The sequence below is a fragment of the Arthrobacter sp. NicSoilB11 genome, assembly GCF_019977375.1.
Taxonomy (GTDB): domain Bacteria; phylum Actinomycetota; class Actinomycetes; order Actinomycetales; family Micrococcaceae; genus Arthrobacter.
In genome coordinates this window covers 36035-55501 of record NZ_AP024658.1, presented here as the reverse complement: position 1 = coordinate 55501, position 19467 = coordinate 36035, and the positions used below count along the sequence as shown (strand labels likewise).

At 64.2% G+C, this 19467-nt stretch carries 15 protein-coding genes and 2 pseudogenes; 5 read left to right on the top strand and 12 right to left on the bottom strand.

Annotated features, from left to right (window positions below; translation table 11 throughout):
• The first annotated feature begins 271 nt into the window (after positions 1 to 271).
• The gene (locus tag LDO14_RS20725; protein WP_018769621.1) at positions 272 to 589 is read left to right on the top strand and encodes a hypothetical protein; all 318 of its coding nucleotides are present in this window, start codon (positions 272 to 274) and stop codon (positions 587 to 589) included.
• A gap of 233 nt (positions 590 to 822) precedes the next feature.
• Here the strand turns inward: LDO14_RS20725 and LDO14_RS20720 are convergent, their stop codons facing one another.
• The 4 genes from LDO14_RS20720 to LDO14_RS20705 form a co-directional block, all read right to left on the bottom strand.
• Positions 823 to 1893: an alkene reductase gene (locus LDO14_RS20720; protein ID WP_134165609.1), complete on the bottom strand. Its 1071-nt coding sequence runs from the start codon at positions 1891 to 1893 to the stop codon at positions 823 to 825.
• A gap of 120 nt (positions 1894 to 2013) precedes the next feature.
• Positions 2014 to 2778 carry a hypothetical protein gene (locus tag LDO14_RS20715; protein WP_223993951.1) on the bottom strand — a complete coding sequence of 255 codons (765 nt, stop codon included), beginning with the start codon at positions 2776 to 2778 and terminating at the stop codon, positions 2014 to 2016.
• Positions 2779 to 2942: 164 nt separating this feature from the next.
• Complete coding sequence (locus tag LDO14_RS20710) at positions 2943 to 3605, bottom strand: DUF6318 family protein (RefSeq protein ID WP_223993950.1); 663 nt, start codon at positions 3603 to 3605, stop codon at positions 2943 to 2945.
• A 210-nt stretch (positions 3606 to 3815) separates the two neighbouring features.
• Complete coding sequence (locus LDO14_RS20705; protein ID WP_223993949.1) at positions 3816 to 5543, bottom strand: hypothetical protein; 1728 nt, start codon at positions 5541 to 5543, stop codon at positions 3816 to 3818.
• A 184-nt stretch (positions 5544 to 5727) separates the two neighbouring features.
• On the opposite strand from LDO14_RS20705, the gene LDO14_RS20700 reads away from it, so the two are divergent.
• On the top strand, positions 5728 to 6162 hold the full coding sequence (locus LDO14_RS20700) for a pyridoxamine 5'-phosphate oxidase family protein (protein ID WP_026265824.1): 435 nt from the start codon (positions 5728 to 5730) through the stop codon (positions 6160 to 6162).
• A gap of 19 nt (positions 6163 to 6181) precedes the next feature.
• Complete coding sequence (locus LDO14_RS20695) at positions 6182 to 6625, top strand: very short patch repair endonuclease (RefSeq protein ID WP_223993948.1); 444 nt, start codon at positions 6182 to 6184, stop codon at positions 6623 to 6625.
• Between the two features lie 129 nt (positions 6626 to 6754).
• On the opposite strand, the gene LDO14_RS20690 is transcribed toward LDO14_RS20695, so the two are convergent.
• Positions 6755 to 7894, bottom strand: a complete 1140-nt coding sequence (locus LDO14_RS20690) for a glycosyl hydrolase (RefSeq protein ID WP_223993946.1) — start codon at positions 7892 to 7894, stop codon at positions 6755 to 6757.
• A gap of 330 nt (positions 7895 to 8224) precedes the next feature.
• Between LDO14_RS20690 and LDO14_RS20685 the strand changes: the two genes are divergently transcribed.
• Positions 8225 to 8635, top strand: a complete 411-nt coding sequence (locus LDO14_RS20685; protein ID WP_018769614.1) for an Hpt domain-containing protein — start codon at positions 8225 to 8227, stop codon at positions 8633 to 8635.
• Here LDO14_RS20685 and LDO14_RS20680 read toward each other — a convergent pair.
• Positions 8608 to 9372, bottom strand: coding sequence for a response regulator transcription factor (locus tag LDO14_RS20680; protein WP_186447835.1), 765 nt, complete (start codon positions 9370 to 9372; stop codon positions 8608 to 8610). The genes LDO14_RS20685 and LDO14_RS20680 overlap by 28 nt on opposite strands.
• Before the next feature lie 94 nt (positions 9373 to 9466).
• Here LDO14_RS20680 and LDO14_RS20675 point away from each other — a divergent pair, with 94 nt between their 5' ends.
• Positions 9467 to 11122 carry a PAS domain-containing sensor histidine kinase gene (locus LDO14_RS20675; RefSeq protein WP_223993944.1) on the top strand — a complete coding sequence of 552 codons (1656 nt, stop codon included), beginning with the start codon at positions 9467 to 9469 and terminating at the stop codon, positions 11120 to 11122.
• 19 nt (positions 11123 to 11141) lie between these two features.
• Here LDO14_RS20675 and LDO14_RS20670 read toward each other — a convergent pair whose 3' ends face one another.
• The 6 genes and pseudogenes from LDO14_RS20670 to LDO14_RS20645 all read right to left on the bottom strand — a co-directional run bounded on the left by LDO14_RS20670 (position 11142) and on the right by LDO14_RS20645 (position 19378).
• Complete coding sequence (locus LDO14_RS20670; protein ID WP_223993942.1) at positions 11142 to 12395, bottom strand: McrC family protein; 1254 nt, start codon at positions 12393 to 12395, stop codon at positions 11142 to 11144.
• Positions 12382 to 14612: pseudogene (locus tag LDO14_RS20665) on the bottom strand (AAA family ATPase). Before LDO14_RS20665 ends, LDO14_RS20670 begins: the two are co-directional and overlap by 14 nt.
• A gap of 70 nt (positions 14613 to 14682) precedes the next feature.
• A complete protein-coding gene (locus LDO14_RS20660) occupies positions 14683 to 14940 on the bottom strand; it encodes a membrane protein (protein WP_026265820.1) in 258 nt (85 codons plus the stop codon).
• 98 nt (positions 14941 to 15038) lie between these two features.
• Positions 15039 to 15455 (bottom strand): thioesterase family protein, encoded by a 417-nt coding sequence (locus tag LDO14_RS20655; RefSeq protein WP_018769608.1) that lies wholly within the window; start codon positions 15453 to 15455, stop codon positions 15039 to 15041.
• A 110-nt stretch (positions 15456 to 15565) separates the two neighbouring features.
• Positions 15566 to 17603, bottom strand: a pseudogene (locus tag LDO14_RS20650) (ABC transporter ATP-binding protein).
• Between the two features lie 41 nt (positions 17604 to 17644).
• Positions 17645 to 19378 (bottom strand): ABC transporter ATP-binding protein, encoded by a 1734-nt coding sequence (locus LDO14_RS20645; protein ID WP_223995117.1) that lies wholly within the window; start codon positions 19376 to 19378, stop codon positions 17645 to 17647.
• Between the last annotated feature and the right edge of the window lie 89 nt (positions 19379 to 19467).

Here is a 19467-nt window from a genome sequence, read left to right as displayed (position 1 = left end):
AGGCCGCCGTCGAGCAATTCAACTGCAGCCTTCACTTGCCAGGCCTTGACCCCCAGCTCAGCAGCGATCTGGGCAAAGAGTTCGTCCTCCCCTGATGCGCTGGGGCGGACGGAAGCGGCGGAAGGTCCTGGCATTTGGGTCACCAGAACATCTTGCCTTACCGGCCTGCGGGGCTCCACCGCCGCCGTACTCGCTGAGGCGCCATCGGGAAAAGCAGGTATTCCCCTGGGACGCGCAAAGTGCTGTAGTGGACTAGCCATCACTGGCACCCATGCTCGAGGAAGAGGCCACCATGCGGGAATTGCTGGTTGTGTTTCAGGACGGGTTCGACGAAGCGAACGTCACCGTGACCGTGAACGGGAAGGCTGTGCGCAGGGATGTGGGGATTTCCACGAATCCGCTTCTCGGCATCGCGTCAGAGGTCTCGGTAGAGCTGCCGGCCAAGGGTGCCCAGGTGGGCGTTGAGGTCACCAACCGTGGGCTGAAAGCCATCACCAAGGTCAGCGGCAGGCCCAAGAGTGTGCTGGTGTCCATCGAGGACGGGCGCTTGGTGATGAAGGAAGGGACCGGCCGGGAAGCCGTGCTCTAGCGCTTTTTCCTTGCGGCAAAACTGGCTCTGGTAAGAGTCCATTCGTTGGAGTAGCATCTGATCACCGCCGGCATCCGATGGAGTCCGGCGGGCCACATAATTCTTCAGCCGTGAGGTCGTCGGATGACCTTCCGGTGTTGCTGCCCGGGACCAGCACCCCAGACAGCCAACGACGGCGGCACCCATGATGGGTGCCGCCGTCGTCGTTTTGTTCAGCTCGGCCGATCCGCCGCTCAGCCCTGGTAGGCCGGGTAATCCGTGTAACCGGTGGCGCCTTCGGCGTAGAAGGTGGAGGCGTCGGGCTCGTTCAGCGGAAGGCTTTCCTTCCAGCGGCGGGCAAGGTCCGGGTTGGCGATCGCGGGGCGGCCCACCACCACGGCGTCCGCATGGCCCTCAGCCACCAGGCTCACGGCTTCTTCCCGGGTGGTGACCACGCCGAAGCCTGTGTTCACCAGGAAGGTGCCGCCGAAGCGTACGCGAAGGTCCTGGACAAGTTCGCCGGCAGGTTCGTGGTGCAGGATGCTCAGGTAGGCGAGGTTGAGCGGCGCAATGCTGTCCACGAGGACTTCGTACGTAGCACGAACATCCGCGGCGTCGGTCTCGGCAATGCCCTGGACATTGTGCTCCGGGGAAATGCGCAGCCCCACCCGGTTTGCGCCGAGGGCGGCAACCACTGCGTTGACCGTTTCGATCACAAAACGGGCGCGGTTCTCGGGTGATCCGCCGTAGCTGTCGGTCCGGATGTTGGAATTTGGCGCCAGGAACTCGTGCAGGAGGTAACCGTTGGCCGAGTGCAGTTCCACACCGTCGAACCCTGCCTCAATTGCGTTCAGGGAGGCGTTGACGATCTCCTGGATGACGACGGGGAGTTCGTCGGTGGTCAGTGCCTGCGGCACCGGGTAGGGCTTCTTGCCGGCCGGCGTCCGGACGTCGCCGTCAATCGCTACTGCACTGGGGGCGACGATGGGCAGACCGCCGGTGATGTCAGGGTGCGAAACCCGGCCGCCGTGCATGATCTGGGCGAACATGCGCCCGCCTTCGGCGTGGACGGCATCCGTAACCTTTTTCCACCCTGCAACCTGCTCCTGGGTGACGATGCCCGGCTGGCCGGGATAGGCCTGTCCTGCGGGAGTGGGGTAGGTGCCCTCGCTGACGATGAGGCCAAGGGACGCGCGCTGGCGGTAGTGCTCGACGACGAGCGGGCCCGGGATGCCTTCCTGACCGGCGCGGAGGCGGGTCAGGGGTGCCATCACCAGCCGGTTGGGAAGTTCAAGTTCGCCGAGGGTGAGTGGGGAAAACAGCATGCGCAGTTCCTTTCGAAGGCTGAAGACGTACTGCCTTTGCCAACTGTGGGGCGCGTGCAACTATTCCGGACTTTCGCGGGTGCGATAGGGATCACAGCCAGTTCTGCCCTGCTTTTGAACCTACCGTGGTGCTTCGGCACCCGGACAGCCCTGCCCCTGGGGATTGGCGTTGCAGTCGTCGGCGTAGTTGCGGGTGAGCGAGCGCCAGACGCTGATCCCTTGCGGGGGCGCGCTGAACTGGCCCTGGCCGGGTATCGGAAGGGGTGGACCGGAGTTCACCGAATAGGTGCCTTGGAACGAGGTTGTCAGCACCACCTGGAAATCGCCGGTGGATGCGTAGGCGTGGCTGGTCCGGGTCTTCTCGCCCCACCTGTCCTGTGGCAAGGCGCCGCCCATTGACGGCTGGGGGCCGAAAACCGTGCCGTCCCCGTAGTTCCAGGTGTATTGGACGGGTGTCGCCACCACGTGTACCTGTTGGCCGAACATGGTGATGTCGAACTGCTGTTCAATGGCTTCCGCGTAAAAGTTCGTCTCCGCGCCCCGGAGGGTATTGGGGCTGGGCTGCGCCACAACCTTCCCGGCGTTGACCGGCAGGTTCTGGAACTGGCGCTGGATATCGGCGGCGATCCGGGGCAGGAGGTCCTCGGGCTTCGGGTCGTAAAGGCAGGTGGGTCCTGAGTGATGCGCCCAAACCGCGCCGGGCACGCCCCGCGGCCGCGACAGCCACACGACCGGAATGCCCTTGGCACCGTCCTCCCGGTCCTTGCAGTCGAGCTGGCGGGCAAGGCAAGGGGTGTCAAAGTCTCCTCCGCCGAGGTGGCATTGGAGCTCGTACTTGTACTCGTTGGGGTCGGTGCTTACAGTCCCAGGTTCAGGTGGAGACATATGACCGGTGACTGGATCCTTAGTCCAACTGTCAACGTCTATTCCCACCTCACCGAAATCAGCTTCAAGACCGTCATCCGCAAATCCTGGGGGCACGAGCCCGGCGTTCAAAACCACCAATATGATCAGGAACGAAACAATGCTTCGCGAGCTTAATCGAAGCATCAGCGTAAGGGATGCAGATCGTTGACGCGCCAGGCGCCAGCCTCGAAGTTGGCCAACAGTACGTTGCCCGTGTTCGAACCGTTACTGGCAGTTCTAAACTCCCTGCCGCCGGGCTCGTAGTAACTGATAGGACTCTGCAGGACCTGCAAAATGACTTGGAAGTTTCCATCAGCAGATCTCTCAAACGTAGTCGTCCTGACGGGAATCGTGATCTTCCCACCCGACAGCCAGCGATTCCCTTGATAGTTGGTAATCAGAGAAGTGCTTAGTTTCGAGCAATAGTCACAGCCTGGCGAGGTTACTGACTCTAGGCCCGCCACATCACCAGTCTGGTAAGCGTAATTGAGTAGTTCAAACCAATAGGCAGTAAACGCCTCTAGTCCTTCCCTCGTTTCTGTCTTGGCTACTTCCGGCAGCACGGGAACCGGCACGTTTTGGGCGGGGCCGGACGCGTCGGCTGGCTTATAGACGGCGCTGGGTGTGGGGATGGGAGTCGGCGTGGTGCTGGCTGTGGGCGTCTCGGCCGCCACGGGCGACGAAGTGCCGCCCGGCCCCGGAGAGCCCCCGGAATTGCAGCCGGACAGAGCCAGTGAAAGACCAATAACAAGGGCTGCTGCCCCGGACCGCACAGCGCGGGACGTAAAGAAGTTCTGTGATGTCATGGGCCGCTGTACCCCCAGTAAATTTCAAGACGGCTTGCTCCGGACAGTGAGTTAAGGGTAGCCCACGTCACAATTCGGCGACCGAACTTATCCACAGGCGGACCCGGTTCCGTTTCTACCATCCGGAATGCGACAGAAGAAGTCATAAAGGAAGCCGGCACACCACGTGCACCGGCTTCCTTTTTGTAATGACCGCCAGAACTAAAGCGCCTATTTTCCGGCTGGGAGCACCAACTCCCCTGTCTTGTCCGTCGACAAGGCGAGCGAAGAAACGTACTGGATACCGCCGTCGGGAGCGTCCTGCGCGGAACGCACCATGTCCGGCCGCTCGAATTCCAACCCCGTCACGTGGCATAGGAGCTTGGCGTCGCTCGGGTTCCCATCGGCGTCGAACATGGGCAGATCAATGCCGTCTTCGGTGCGGCGAAGATAAAACCTGCCGCGGGTCAGCACAGCGAGAACCGGCGGCAGGACCAGCGCCAGGCCAACCGCGAAAATGGGCGAGTACGGCTGGATTGCGGCACCGAACGCACCAAAGAACACGGCAATGGAAATTCCTGCGGACACCAGCATGGACACGAATCCGACCGGGTTCACGGCGTACAGCATGCCGCGGCGGAACTCCGGCACCTTCGGCGAGATCTTCAGCAGGTACTTGTTGATGGCGATATCGGACGCCACCGTGACCACCCAGGCCATGGCGCAGTTGGCGTAGAAACCGAGGATGGTATTGAGGAAATCGAACATGTTCGCTTCCATCAGAACCAGCGCAATCAGCAGGTTCACCACGACGAACACCATCCGGCCCGGGTACGTCTTAGTGATGCGCGTGAACGAGTTGGTCCACGCCAGGGAGCCCGAATATGCGTTGGTGACGTTGATCTTGATCTGCGAGATGACCACCAGCACCACGGCCAGCGTCATGGCCAGCCAGGCCGGCATCATCTCCTGGTAGACGCCCAGGAACTGGTGCACGGGCTCATTGGCCGTGGCAGAGGCGGCGGGGTCCAGTGTGGCGATCAGGTAGATGGCGATAAACAGTCCCACAATCTGCTTGATCGCCCCAAAGATCACCCAGCCCGGCCCGGCAAGGATCACCGCACGCCACCAGGCTCCCTTGTTGGCCTCGGTACGCGGCGGCATGAACCGGAGGTAGTCGATCTGCTCGGCGATCTGCGCCATCAGGGACAGGCACACTCCGGCTGCGAGCATCACGGACGCCAGGTTCGGTCCGCCATCGCCGGACGCACCCGTGTACGCAAAGAAGCTGTCGATGCTCTCCGGATGGGACATCAGCAGGTAGCCCACGGGAACCACCATCAGCAGCAGCCACAGCGGAGTGGTCCACACTTGAAGTTTGGCCAGGGTGTTCATCCCATAAATCACCAACGGGATGATGATCACGGTGGAGGCGGCATACCCCAGCCACTGCGGGACGCCGAGCCCGAGCTCCAGGCCCTGCGCCATGATGGAGCCCTCCAGCGCAAAGAAGATGAAGGTGAAGGTCGCGAAAATAACGTTCGTGACCACCGATCCGTAGTAGCCAAAGCCGGAACCGCGGGTGATCAGGTCCAGGTCGATGTTGTACCGGGCCGCGTAGTAGGCCAAGGGGAATCCGGTGGCGAAGATGACGACGGCTGCGACCAGGATCCCCAGGATCGCGTTGACAGTGCCGTACGAGATCCCGATGTTCGCGCCGATCGAGAAGTCCGCCAGGTAGGCGATGCCGCCCAGCGCGCTCGTTGCCACCACTCCTGCACTCCACTTGCGGTAGGAGCGCGGCGCGAACCGCAGCGTGTAGTCCTCCAGGCTTTCCTTGGTGGCGTTCAGCGCCGCGGTGTTGCCTGCCGTCGGGGTTGCCGGGGAATGTCCGACGACGGCGGCAACGGATGGTGCCGCCGGTTCCAGTAATTGCGTTGTGTCTGTGTCGTTGCCCATTAGGTGCGTCGCTTTCGTTTGCGTTTAGCCATCACGGCCCTGCGTGCGACGCTATCCAGCAGGAAAGACAGTCCGGTCACAAGCCTGTTTCGGAAGTGTTAAGCCTTGACGGACCTGTCACAAACAGGCGGAGATGGGTACAAAGCCTCTGGCGCATTTCTACTGCGAGTAGAACAATGGCCGCATGATGTTTGAACACGCGGACGGCAATCCCGTCCTGGAACTCGATGACGAGCAGTCCTGGCGCCTGCTGGCGGCAACGCAGCACGGGCGGCTGGTGGTTTCTGTTGCGGGGGAACCGGACATTTTCCCGGTGAATTACGTGACCTCAAACCGGAAGGTCTACCTGCGCACGGCGCCGGGAAACAAACTCGCGCAACTGACCATCAACGCCCAGGTGCTGTTCGAGACCGACGGCATCCTCTCGCAGGAGGCCTGGTCGGTTGTCCTGAGGGGCACAGCGCGGGTGCTCAGCAATTCGGATGAGCTCGCAGCCATTGAGGAGCTTGGCCTGAAGACCTGGGTTCCAACACTCAAGGACTTCTACGTGGAGATCGAACCGAAGTCCGTCAGTGGCCGGCACTTCGTGTTCGGCGAACAGCCGGAACGGGAGATCTAACCGCTCCTAGACTGGAAGGATGGCGGACAGGTCCACTGCAGACAAGCTCACCCCCGAGCAGCGCAGCTGGAACATGTCCCGGATCCGCGGCAAGAACACCAAACCCGAGCTTCTGGTCCGCAGGTTGCTGCACGCCAAGGGCTATCGGTACCGCCTGCACGGCAGGTCCGGCGGCACCAAACTTCCGGGAAATCCGGATCTCGTCTTCGCCGCCCGGCACAAGGTGATCTTCGTCAACGGCTGCTTCTGGCATTTCCATGACTGCAGGGTGGGCCTGCACGCTCCGAAAACCAACGCCGAGTTCTGGGCCGCCAAACGCATCCGGACGCGAGAGCGCGACGAAGGTCAGCGCCGGCAGTTGGAAGACGCCGGCTGGGAAGTGCTGACAGTCTGGGAGTGCGAGCTGAAGGACCGTTCAGCCCTCGAAACCCAGTTGGTGAACTTCCTGGACGCCGGCGGCTGACGCAGGAATTCTTGAGGAAATCTTAAGCCGCTGCCAGCACTGTCCTTGATCCTGGCGAGGCAGGATGAACGGGTTGCCGCGATCAGGCAGCACGCCACTGACAGTTTCGGAGCGGCTATCCCCTATCCCCTAGCTTCTCCGGGCCAACAGGGCGGACTTGAAGGCGGATGCCGACGAGTCACTGCTGTTGATGCGCCAGTCCGTTTCCTTCTGCAGATGGAACCAGACGAAGCCCATCACGTCCGGCTGCGCGGCCAGATAAGACACGAGGTCCGTGTTCCAGGCGGCTTTGGAACCACCCAACTCACTGGACGCTGTCTCCGCGATCAGGACGGGTTTTCCGGGTGCCAGGGTGCGGAGCTGGGAGATGCCGGGGCCAAGGAGATCCACCGGGGAAACCCAGCTGCTCCAGGTTTGGGACGTGCCCCAGTTGTAGCCGTCCAGCGCCACGATGTCCACGTAACCTGCCCCCGGGTACAGGCCGGCCAGGTCGGTCGAGCCCCAGTAGGGCACGTTCGGGGACCAAACCCACTGGACATTGGCGGCACCCGTCGCGGCGACAACGTCGTGCACATGACGCCAAGCGGCCACATAGTCTCCGGGCTGGTTGCCGTTGACGCCCTCGGCCCACGGGTACCAGTTGCCGTTCATCTCGTGCGCAAAGCGCAGCATGACCGGCTTGCCCCAGGCCGCCAGCGACTGGCCCCACTGGGTGATATTTGCGTCGAAGTCACCGGCAGCCACCCGGTCAAGCGAATAGGCCGGCTGTTCCACCCCGCCGCCCCAAGCCCACGGCTCCCAGGTCACCAGGGGCGTGGCACCCCGCGAGCGCACCGCATCCATCTCGGTGATTGGCGGAGACTGCAGGAAATCCTTGTAGATCATGACCATCGAGGGACTTTCCCCGGCCAGGGTGGCCACCTCGTCAAGCTCGGTGCCGGCCAGCGCTCCCCCGGCGGTTGCCACTCCGAAGCGCAAGGGAGCCGTGCTGACTGTGGGCGGCTGCGGGGCGGGCGCTGGTGCTGGAGCCGGGGCAGCCTGAACCACGAAAATCGCGGAAGCCTTGATGGACGAGGTCTTGGCAGTGATGGTGAGGTTTCCGGTTGACGCCGCTGGAATGGTGATCCCCGTACTGAAAGCACCCGTCGATGTGGTCTGGAACGCGAAGGTCGTGGAACCCACAATCACTGTCCCGGTAGTGGAGACCTTGAACCCTGTTCCGGTAACGGTCACCGCGGAACCGGCCGGACCGGAAGCCGGGTTGAGCATAACTTGAGGTGAAGTGGCTGCGCTGGCCGGCTGGATTATGGACACGGCCAAACCAGCCACGATTAAGAGCGCGGCAAATAAGGTCCTGAGCGTTCGGAACACGGCAATCTATCCCCAGATTGAAGGCGGTTTTGGGCCGCTGTTGACGTCAATGCGGAAAGCACTGGCCTTGATCCTATGGGCAGCAAACCGCACTCCCATCAAGAAAACCACAATTCTTGCCGAGTCTTCTGCAAGGTAAAGGGAACGGTCCTAACCTGAAAAAAGACGAAGCACCTCCGCATTACCACCCTGTTTTCCGAGTCAGCAATTCCAGCAGAAAGGAGTGTCATGAGCACTTCAGATGATGCGCCCAGGCCGCTGGTAGACCAGTCCGTCCTGGACCGGCTGCGGGAAGAGCTTGAGGAGGAAGAAGGCTACAGCAGGGTCTTCGTGGGGAACTTCATCGAGTACCTGCCACAACGGCTGGCCCGTTTGCGGCTTGCCCTGACCACCGGAGACCTCGACGGATCGATGGATGCCGTCCTCAGCTTGAAGACCTCAAGCCAGATGGTTGGAGCCGAGCGGCTGGCGGGGCTTGCCCTGGAACTGGAGAACGAGATCCGGGCCGAGGCGCGACACGCTGACATGACGGTGGCATTGCCCAGGCTGGCAGCCGCGTACCTGCGGCCCATCACCCAGTGCAGCAGGCAAACCACGCACCGGCTGCAGGCTCAGTGCTGCCCGGGCGCCAAGCGATAACCCACTCCGCGGACTGTTTGCAGCCACCGCGGCTGCTGCGGCGAGTCGCCCAGCTTTTTGCGCAGGTTTCCCATGTGGACCTCGACGGAACGTTCGTCGGCCTCGCTGATGTAACTGCCGACGTCGTAATCCTCATCCCGAAGCCTGCGCACCAGGTCGGACTTGGTCCGGACCGTCCGGCCGGCTTCCAGGAGCGCGTACAGGAGTTCGAACTCCGTTCGGGTCAGGTTCATCTCTTTGCCGTCGACGGCCACCGTGCGGGACGCGTAGCTGAGTTCCAGCCCGTTGTGGCTGAAGTTTCCACGCTCGGGGTGGGCGGTTCCGTCTTGGGAAGCATCCACCGTTACCTCGCCGGGCTCGGGAACGGAGCGTGGCCGCCGCATCATGGCCGCGACGCGGGCGCGCAATTCGCGCGGCCGGAACGGTTTGGTGAGGTAGTCGTCCGCACCCGACTCGAGCCCGATCAGGGTGTCCAGTTCCTCGGTGCGGGCCGTGAGCATCACGATGTAGGCATCCGAAAACTCGCGGATCTGCCGCGACACCTCGAATCCGTCGATGTCCGGCAACCCCAGGTCCAGGGTGATGACGTCAGGATTCAGGCTCTTTGCCATCAGGACGCCCTCCGCGCCGCCGCTGGCGACCGAGACGTCGAATCCAGCCTGGGTCAGCACAGTGCGAACCAGTTCCCGAATGTCGTGGTCATCCTCGATGACCAGACCCACACGTGCCTCACTCATAGAGCCCCCTCAGTGCCAACGTCAGAAGTATAGCTGGCTGCGGATATCCTGCTGGTATGGCCCTGCAAACCCCCACATCCGCGTCTTCCACCCCATGAGCGACCCCACAGCCTGGTCCTCCGGACGGCTGCGGTTTTTCAAGCGGCCCTTTCACGAGTACCGGCTGACGGACCGGGTGGCCATGAGCCAGATGCCGTTGTTCGTGACCACCATCCTGACGGCCCTGCTGGTCTGGGCGTTCTTCCCGGACACCATGGACAACCCCCTTTTCGTCACGTTCCTCATCTCCCAGCTGGCGATCATGGCGCTGTGCTACCTCATCCCCTGGGAGCGCCTGCCCTACACCAGCTTCCTGGCCATCCCCCTGCTGGACTTCATCTCGATCGCCGCCGGCCGGGAGGGCGGACAGGAAAGCCTCGCGGGTATCAGCCTGCTGGCCGTGTTCCCGGTCATCTGGCTCTGCGCGTCGGGCTACTACCCGCGGGCCGCCTTGTGGCTCTCCTTCCTGGGACCGCTGGCCATTATCTGGGTGCCGTTGCTCCTGAAGGGAAACTACACGCCACAGGACTTTGCCCGGTCGCTCCTGCTGCCGGTCATGATGCTGGGCATTGGCGTCTCAGTGAGCGTCCTGACCCTGAGCATGATGCGCCAGCAGACGCAGCTGGAGGAAAAAGACGAGCAGCTGCGGGCCAACCTGCGCATCAGCAAGCGCCAGGAGGCCCTGTTAAACACCGTGCTGGAAACCGTGCACCTGGGCGTCCTTGCCGTCGACGCCGACGGCCACGACGTCCTGATGAACCGGAAACAGCGCGCCAACCATGAACTGGCCAGGCCAAAGAATATCGCGGACCCCAACGAGTCACAGCTGCTGGTCTTCGGCCCTGACCGCAAGACGCTGGTCGCCGTGGAGGAGCGGCCGGTCCGCCGGGCCGTCCTGGGGGAAACCTTCACCGATTACCTCGTCTGGCTGGGCGAGGGGAAAGAACAGCGGGCCTTTGTCACGACGGCACGCGCCATGAAGGATTCCGATGGCAACCTCGGCGGCTCTGTCATCGTCTTCAGCGACGTCACGGACCTGGTGAACGCGCTCACCGCCAAGGACGACTTCGTCTCCAGCGTCTCCCACGAATTCCGCACGCCATTGACCTCCATCCTCGGGTACGTGGAGATCCTGCTGGCCGATGAGCTGGAAGGGCCGCAGCGCGAGATGCTGGAGATCATCCGCCGGAACTCCGAGCGGCTCCTGACCCTGGTGTCGGACCTGCTGTCCAGCAGGAACGGCCAGTTGATCGTCACGCCCCACGCCGTCGATGTGGCCGAACTCGTGCGCAGCAGCGTCTCCTCCGCGATGCCGCGGGCCGCCGCCGCCGGCGTCGAACTGCGGGCCGAAACCCCGGAGCGCCTGGAAGCTCACGTGGACAGCGCCCGGATCTCCCAGGTCCTGGACAACCTGGTGTCCAATGCCATCAAGTACTCCCCGGACGGCGGCGAGGTGGTGGTGTCGCTGGCGCAGGAGGACGGCCACGTGGCCTGCCGCGTCACCGACACCGGCATGGGGATGAGCCCGGAGGACGCCTCCGAAGTGTTCGCCAAGTTCTTCCGCACCAGCAGCGTCCGCCGCACCGCCATCCCCGGCGTGGGCCTGGGCCTGCCCATCAGCAAGGCGATCGTCGAGGCACATGGCGGCACCATCGGCGTCGACAGCACGCTGGGTGAAGGGACCACCTTCATGTTCCGGGTGCCGGTGTAGCGGCCCCGCGCCCACGGGGTTACCTGGCCGGGCCTGCGGGGGCAGGACGCGGGTGGGAAACCACCTCGCCCCAGGACTGGCGGACGAGGTCCCTGACGGAGGCAAGGATGGCCGACGGCGGCTGGCTGAGATCCAGCGGGAACTCCACGATGTCGATATCGGTGTTAAGGATGCGGCGGAGTTTCATTTCGCCCTTGCCGGCATAGACGAGCCAGGCGGTGGGTACGGCCAGCGCCGTGCAGTGCGCCAGCATCTGGTAATGGTCTGCGGTGAGGGACGCACCGGCGTCCGACGCGGCCCGGTACTTGGCGTTGTACGCCACCACCGGCCGCCCACCCAGCAGGTGGACAGCATCCGGGCGCACGGACAGGCGGTCCGAGTCGCGCACCGCCTCGCTGAGGAGGGCGTTGTACCGCAGCCGAAGCTCCCCCGGATACGCGGCCATCGCCGCCCGCAGTGCGGTTCCCACGAAGTCCCCGAACACCTGGGCCATGTCCACCACGAACGAGGCCGTCCGCTGCCTGCCCTCCCCCGCTTCCGCGGACGCGTTGCGCAGGATCAGCTCCGCCAGGCGCAGCACGGCGTGGTAGCGCAGGTTCATCCTGGTGGGCTTCCACGGCGGCACCGGCGCCCCGGACGGAAGGCGCGTGACGGCGTCGAGCTTTCCCTTCAGCTGCCGCAGCCTGCCCAGCACCTCCGGCCGTACCCCCGGCACCTGCCCCATCCGCTCCAGCGCAGCGCGCAGGATCCGGTTTTCCGCGATGTCCTCGGTGAACTCGTCGTAGGAGACCTCCAGGGGAACCAGCATCCCGGGACGGCGGGAGATCTGGTCCGAAATCCGGATGCGTCCCTTGACCGTCCGCAGCGACTCGTCCACGGTGAGGTAGCCCTGCAGGACACCACGGCCCAGGGCCCCTTCGGCCAGCTGCGCCAGCGACTCGGCCAGGGCGCTCCACAGGTCACGGTCCTCGTCAGCGGCCACCAGGTCCGGCCGGAAGCCCTGATCCCCCGCATAGCTGAGGAGGAAGAGGAGCCGGCTGAGCCCCAGCCTGTCCTTGGGCCGGACGTCCAGCTGGAGCGTGGGGGTCCGGACGGAGCCCACCTTGCCCACTGGTTCAATCCTGTACAGCCCCATGCCCATGGGGGATGCCTTGGCCAGCCCGCTGGAGTTCAGGAAGGAAGCACTTGGCGCGTCCAGCCGTTCCACCAGGCCGCCTGACAGCTCGTCCAGGACCAGGTGCCGCACGGACGCCCGGGGATCAGCGCGCTGCAACGCGTCCCAGCAGCTGGTCCAGCCCGAAGCGCTCCTCCAGCTGTGCCCGCGTGAGCTGGCCGTGGTAGTGCTCCTCCAGCAGCGGCATCAGCTCATACTTCCAGATCCGGCGGAGCCCGGCCGGGGTTTGGGCCGCTGGCTTCATGAAGTAGGACGGCCCGATCATCAGGTCCCGGTCCCACTCGTCGATGGCACCGTTCAGCGCATCCAGCAGCAGCGCCGGGGTGGTGTCCAGCTGCCGGGCCTGCAGGAACCGGAGCAGGGAGCCGTTAACCGGCTCGGTCTGCGGGTGCAGCTCAATGAAGGAGAACCGGCGGCGGATGGCTGCGTCCATCATGGCGATGGAGCGGTCCGCAGTGTTCATGGTGCCGATGATGTAGAGGTTGTCCGGCAGCGTGAACGGTTCGTTGGGGCTGTACTGCAGGTAGATCCGGTCGTCGCGGTATTCCAGCAGGAAGTACAGCTCGCCGAACACCTTGGCCAGGTTGGCGCGGTTCATCTCATCGATGATCAGGAAGTACGGCTTCTTCCCGTTCCCGGGTTTAGCGGCTTCCTCCGCCAGCCTGCGCAGCGGGCCAGCCACCAGCTTGAAGGACACCTGGCCCTCGTCCGTCTTGTCCGGCCGGTAGCCCTCGAAGAAGTCCTCGTAGGCATAGGACGGGTGGAACTGGACCAGCTTGACGCGCTCGTCGGTGGTGTCGTCCGCCAGCTCGGCGGCGAGGTGCTTGGCCAGGTAGGTCTTGCCGGTGCCCGGAGGGCCGTAGAGGACCAGCTGGCGGTTCTCCTCCAGCAGGTCCGCGATCTCCTGGAGCGGTTCCAGCTCCATGTGCAGCGACGCCGCGAATTCCTGCGTCAGCGGGCGGAAGCCCTCCTGGACAGGCTGGACGACGGCGGCACCGTCAGTGTCGCCGTCGGGCTCGGTTTCCGCCTCGGCAGGCAGCAGCGCCTGCAGCGCCTGGACCACCCGGGTCACGTCCACCACGATGCCGGGGGTGGCGAGCTGGCGCTGGACGTGCCGGGGAAGGCTGGTGGTGGTGTGCCCGTCGTCGAACCAGCGCACCTTGCGCCGCAGCCGGCGGTTGTCGTCGTTGTACTCGGGCTCCCCCAGCACGCCGCCCAGCCGGACAGTTCCGGCGTGCTGGTAGAGCACCAGATCACCCGGTTTCATGACGGTCAGGAAGGCAAACACCGCAGTCTTGGTGTCCTCGCGTTCCACGTAGCCCAGGTGTTTGTAGTCCTCGTCCACGGCGTGCTGGACCAGGCCGGCGGTGACGCCGGGGTCCAGGTGCCGGAGATGTTCGACGTCGAGGGTCACCTTTTCCTCGCCGTGCCAGGCCGTGAGCAGCTCGGCGTGGTCGCTGTGCGTGCGGAGCAGCCAGGCCCGCCGGCCGGGGTCGCCCACTTTGCGCCACTGGCTGACCAGCTGGCGGGAGTACCAGTCCGTGCGCTGGCCCGCCTGCTCGTCCAGGTGCAGCCGGATGCGGTGGATGTCCGCCGTGATGTCCTCTTCGCTGTCGCCGTTGGCCCCGCCCACCAGCGACGCGAACGCGTCCCGGATTTCCTGCCGCTCCACGTCCGCCACCACCGGCTCGAAGTAGCTGGGCCAGGCCAGGAATCAATGCTGCGGCGGATGGCGGGCTGATCGTCGGGAGTTGATGCAGCGAGGCGGTGGAACTGCACGGGGTCCTTGATGGCCGCCTGCACCACGCTTGCCGGCCGCTGCGCCACGTTCTGCACAAACCGGCACAGCCACTTCAGGTGGTCCCAGATGGTCCAGTTGAATTCGGCGGTCCGATCGCGGATCACGCCGTGGTCCGTCATGCCGGCGTACAGCTCCTCGGGAAGCTCCAGCGGCGGCTCAAGCCAGCCCGCGGCCTCGGCCACGCGGGCGCGCTTGACCTTCAACGACTTCACTTCGTGGGCCAGCGGAAGCGACTGCAGGAACAGCAGCTCCACGGCCAACTGCTTGGCCCCGCGGGTGGCGCCCTCCAAGTTCTCGCGGAGGTTGGTCATCATCGGGGCCTTGGAGTCGGCGATGCCCCGGTCCAGGCGGTCGAGCAACTCCGCGGCCGCCGGAACCGACCAGGTCCGGGTGCGGCCGTCCAGGGGTGAAGCCTTGCCTTGGAGACCGGGCCCCAGCACGAACCACGCCGCATCCTCGATCTCCTTGGAGATGCCGAGGGCGCGGGTCATGGCAACAGTGGCAGTGGGGGTCATGCCTCCAAATTTACAGGGTCAAGCTGGGCGGCCGCTCCAAACCGTCCGGCCGCCCATCCGCCATGCCGGGCTAAATGCCGGTGGCGGGCCGCTTCCTGCCGAAGACGAAGTACCCCATGGGGCCGATGAAATTGATGAACGAGGCCGCCCGCCAAACAGCCTTTGGGCCGTTAATCAGCTCGGCGGGCCTGCGCGAGATGTCCCGTTGGGCGGCAACCAGCAGGGACACCTGCATGATCGCGGTAAGGATGATGCCCGCCCTGCCGGATGGGGACATTTCCTTCCATGTCTTCTTGTTCCGGCGGCCATGGGTCTTGTTCTTTGCCATCTTGTTTTTAGCCATCTTGTTTTTAGCCATCGGGGCTTCCTTTCACCGTTCGCTGGTTGTTCCAGTCCAGTGTGTCCAGACCGGCCCTGTCCAGAGGCTTACTGCCTGTAGGGGGCCATCCGTTCCTTTTGTTCCTGGCTGAGTCTCTGCACCCGGCCGGTCGTTTCGTCCACGAACGCCAGGTGGCTGCTCGCCTTCACGCAGTCCTCGCGGGTGACGGGGTCCTGGAGCAGGTAGTGGATATCGAAGCTGGCTCCCTTGACGGCGCCGATCCAGAGCTGCACCACCGCCGGAATGTTGCGGTACTCCAGCGTCCGGACGTAGCGGATCTTGTGATCCACTACCAGCGCCATGGTTCCGGCCGGAACGTCGTTGAACAGCGATACCGGCGGCTCCACACCGGGCAGACCCGCGCCCCGGGGCGGCCCGAAGGCGGCGATCCTCGCCTCCTCCAGCATCCTGACGATCTGGACATTGTTGATATGGCCGTAGGCGTCCATGTCTCCCCAGCGCATCGGCACCAGGACCTCAATGCGCTTACCGCCGTCCGGCCCGGCCCCTTCCGCGGCCTCCCGTCCGTCTTCCTGCCGCTGCAGCCGCTGGGCTGCCTCGGCCTGCTGGGCGCTCAGCTGCGCACCGCCGTCGAATCGTCCACCGGTACTTCTCCGGCATCTGCACCCGCGAACTGTGACATGTAGAGGCGGTGGTAGGCGCCCCGGGCGTCGAGCAGCACCTGGTGGTTGCCCTGTTCCACGATTTGTCCGTTTTCCATGACCAGGATGGTATCGGCATCGCGGATGGTGGAGAGCCGGTGGGCGATGACGAAGCTCGTGCGGTCCGAGCGCAACGCGGCCATGGCCTTCTGCACCAGGAGTTCGGTGCGGGTGTCCACGGAACTGGTGGCCTCGTCCAGGATCAGCAGCGAGGGGTTCGCCACGAAAGCACGGGCGATGGTGATGAGCTGTTTCTCGCCGGCGCTGACGTTGTTGCCCTCCTCGTCAATCACGGTGTTGTAGCCCTCGGGCAGGGCCCGCACGAAGCGGTCCACGAAGGTGGCCTTCGCGGCGGCCATCACCTGCTCGTGCGTGGCGTTGAGGTTGCCGTAGCGGATGTTGTCGTAGATGGAGCCGCCGAACAGCCACGCGTCCTGGAGGGACCATACCCACTTTGGAGCGCAGCTCGGAGCGGCTGAGGTGCGTAATGTCCACGCCGTCGAGCATGATGGAGCCGGCGTTGAGCTCGTAGAACCGCATAACCAGGTTCACCAGCGTGGTCTTGCCGGCGCCCGTGGGCCCCACAATCGCCACTGTGTTGCCGGGCTCTGCCGTGAAGGACAGGTTCTCGATGAGCGGCTTGTCCGGGGTGTAGCTGAAGGTAACGTTCCGGAAGTCCACATGCCCGTCGGTCTTCGGCGGCAGGTGTTCGGTGGCGGTCTCGGCGTCCTGTTCGTCGGCGTCCAGGAATTCGAAGACGCGCTCGGAGGATGCCACGCCGGACTGCAGCATGTTGGCCATGCCCGCCATCTGGCCCAGGGGCTGGGTGAACTCACGGGAGTACTGGATGAACGCGGTGGCATCACCCAGGGACATGGCGCCGGATGCCACCCGCAGGCCGCCCACCACTGCGATGCCCACGTAGCTCAAGTAGGAGACGAACTGCATGACGGGGAAGATGATTCCGGACACGAACTGCGCCCCAAAGCTTGCCTTGTAAAGGGCCTCGTTGCGTTCCTCGAACCGGGCCAGCATGTCCGCATCGCGGCCGAAGACGCGGACCAGGTCGTGCCCGGAAAAGGACTCCTCGATCTGGCCGTTCAATGACCCGGTGTTCTTCCACTGGGCAGCAAAGAGCTTCTGGCTCCGGACTCCGATCAGGCCAGCGGCCACCCCGGACAGCGGAAGCGCGATCAGGGCAATCAGGGCCAGCTGCCAGGAGACGATAAACATCATGATCACGATGCCCACCACGCTCAGCACGGAATTGACCAGTTGGGCGAAGGCCTGCTGGAGTGCCTGCTGGATGTTGTCGACGTCGTTGGTCACCCGGGACAGCACGTCGCCGCGCTGCCGGGTGTCGAAGTAGTTCAGGGGAAGCCGGTTCAGCTTGGCCTCGGTGTCATCACGCAGCCGCCGGATGACCTTCATGACGATCCGGTTCAGCACGTACCCCTGCAGCCACATGAAGATGTTCGCCACGAAGTACATGAGCAGCACGATGGCGATGAGCATGGTGAGCTTGTCGAAGTTGATGCCGGTGCCGGGCACAAGTTCCATGCGGGCCACCATGTCCGCAAAGTTGTCCTGCCCCTGCTGCCGGAGGCCGGCAACGAACTGCTCCTTGCTGGCCCCGGCGGGAAGTTGTTTGCCAACCACCCCGGCGAAGATCACGTCCATGGCCTGGCCCAGGATCTTGGGGGCGATGACGTTGAGGACCACGGAGATGACCACCAGGCCCACCACGGCATAGATGCCCAGCGCTTCGGGCTTCAGCAGCCCCATGAGACGTTTGGCAGACGGCCAGAAATGCTCGGCTTTCTTGGCCGGCATGGCACCGAACATGCCGCCGTCGGCTTCGGTGGGCTGGAACTCCTCTTCGACGTAGTCGTCATCCTCCGGCTGCCCTGCGCCCGGTTGTGCCTCCCCCGCGGGCGGCTGGACGGACATTGGCGTCTCTTCCACGGGACTGGAGTCCTTCTTGCGCGGGCTCATGCCACTTCCTCCACACTCAGCTGGGATTCAACGATTTCCTGGTAGGTGGGTGAGGTTTCCAACAGTTCCTCATGGGTTCCACGGTCAACGATCCGCCCGTTGTCCAGGACCAGGATCTGGTCAGCCTCGGTAATGGTGGAGATCCGCTGGGCCACGATGATCACCGTGGCGTCCGAGGTGGTGCGTTTGAGGGCGGCACGGAGCCGGGCGTCGGTGGCAACGTCCAGGGCGGAGAAGGAGTCGTCAAACAGGTAGACGCGCGGTTTGGTCACCAGCGCGCGGGCGATGCACAGGCGCTGGCGCTGGCCGCCGGAGACGTTGGTGCCGCCCTGCGAGATCCGGGAATCGAGTCCGTTCTTCTTTTCCCGGACAAATGATTCACCCTGGGCTGTCCGGAGCGCATCCCACAGTTCCTGGTCGGTCGCCTCGGTCTTGCCGAACCGGAGGTTGTGCCCGATGGTGCCGGAGAACAGGTAGGGACGCTGCGGCACCAGGGCGACGCGTTTGGTGATCTCCGCGCGGTCCAGCCTGTCCACCGGGACGCCGTCAAGCAGCACCTGGCCTTCTGCGGCGTCGTACAACCGCGGCAGGAGGGAAAGGAGGGACGTTTTGCCGGCACCGGTTGACCCAATGATGGCGATGGTCTGGCCGGGGCGTGCAGTGAAGCTGATGTTGCTAAGCACCGGGGACTCGGCTCCCGGGTAGGCAAACGTGACGTTGCGGTACTCAACCACGCCTTGCAGGGAGGCCGGGGCTTCGGGACGCTCGGGGTCGTGGATGGAAGGTTCGACGCCGAGCACCTCGCCGATGCGGTCAGCACAGACTGAGGCGCGCGGGATCATCATGGCCATGAACGTGCCCATCATGACGGCCATCAGGATCTGCAGCAGGTACTGCAGGAATGCGGTCAGCGAACCCACCTGCATGGCACCGGCGTCCACCCGCTGCCCGCCAAACCACAGCACAGCGGCAGTGGACAGATGCAGGATCATGCTGATGGCCGGGAACATCAGGACGAACAGGGCGCCGATGCGGAGGGAGACGTCCGTGAGTTCCTTATTGGCGCCACCGAACCGGTCCGTCTCATACGGTTCGCGGACGAAGGCCCGGACCACGCGGATACCGATGATCTGTTCGCGCAGGACGGCGTTGATCCGGTCGATCTTCCGCTGCATGGAGCGGAACAGCGGCATGAGGCGGACCACCAGGTACCCCACCACCACGGCCAGCAGCGGGACGGACACCCACACCAGCCAGGAGAGGTTGATGTCCTCACGCAGCGCCATGATGATGCCGCCGATGCACATGATGGGGGTGGCGACCATGAAGTTCAGCGCCATCAGCAGGAGCATCTGCACCTGCTGGACATCGTTGGTGCCGCGGGTGATGAGCGTGGGAGCGCCGAACGCGTTGACGTCCTTGGCGGAGAAGCTGGTGACTTTGCGGAACACCGCGCGGCGCAGGTCGCGGCCCACCGCCATGGCCGTCCTGGAGCCGAAGTAGACGCCGGCAATGGCCGCAGCTATCTGGGCGAAGGCCACCAGGAGCATCACTGCACCGGTGCGCCAGATGAAATCGGTGTCTCCGCGGGCCACCCCTTCGTCAATGATCTGCGCATTCAGGCTGGGCAGATACAGGGCGGCAATGGTGGACGCGAGCTGGAAAACGAGGACAGCCAGGATGTACGGCAAATACGGTTTGGAGTAGCGCCGTATAAGGGTGAGGAGCATGGACTCAACTCTAGTGATGCCCACCGACATTGGGTCCCCTTGGAAGCAGGTTTTCCGGCCGGAGCCACTGGTGGAGGGCCAGTCTACGG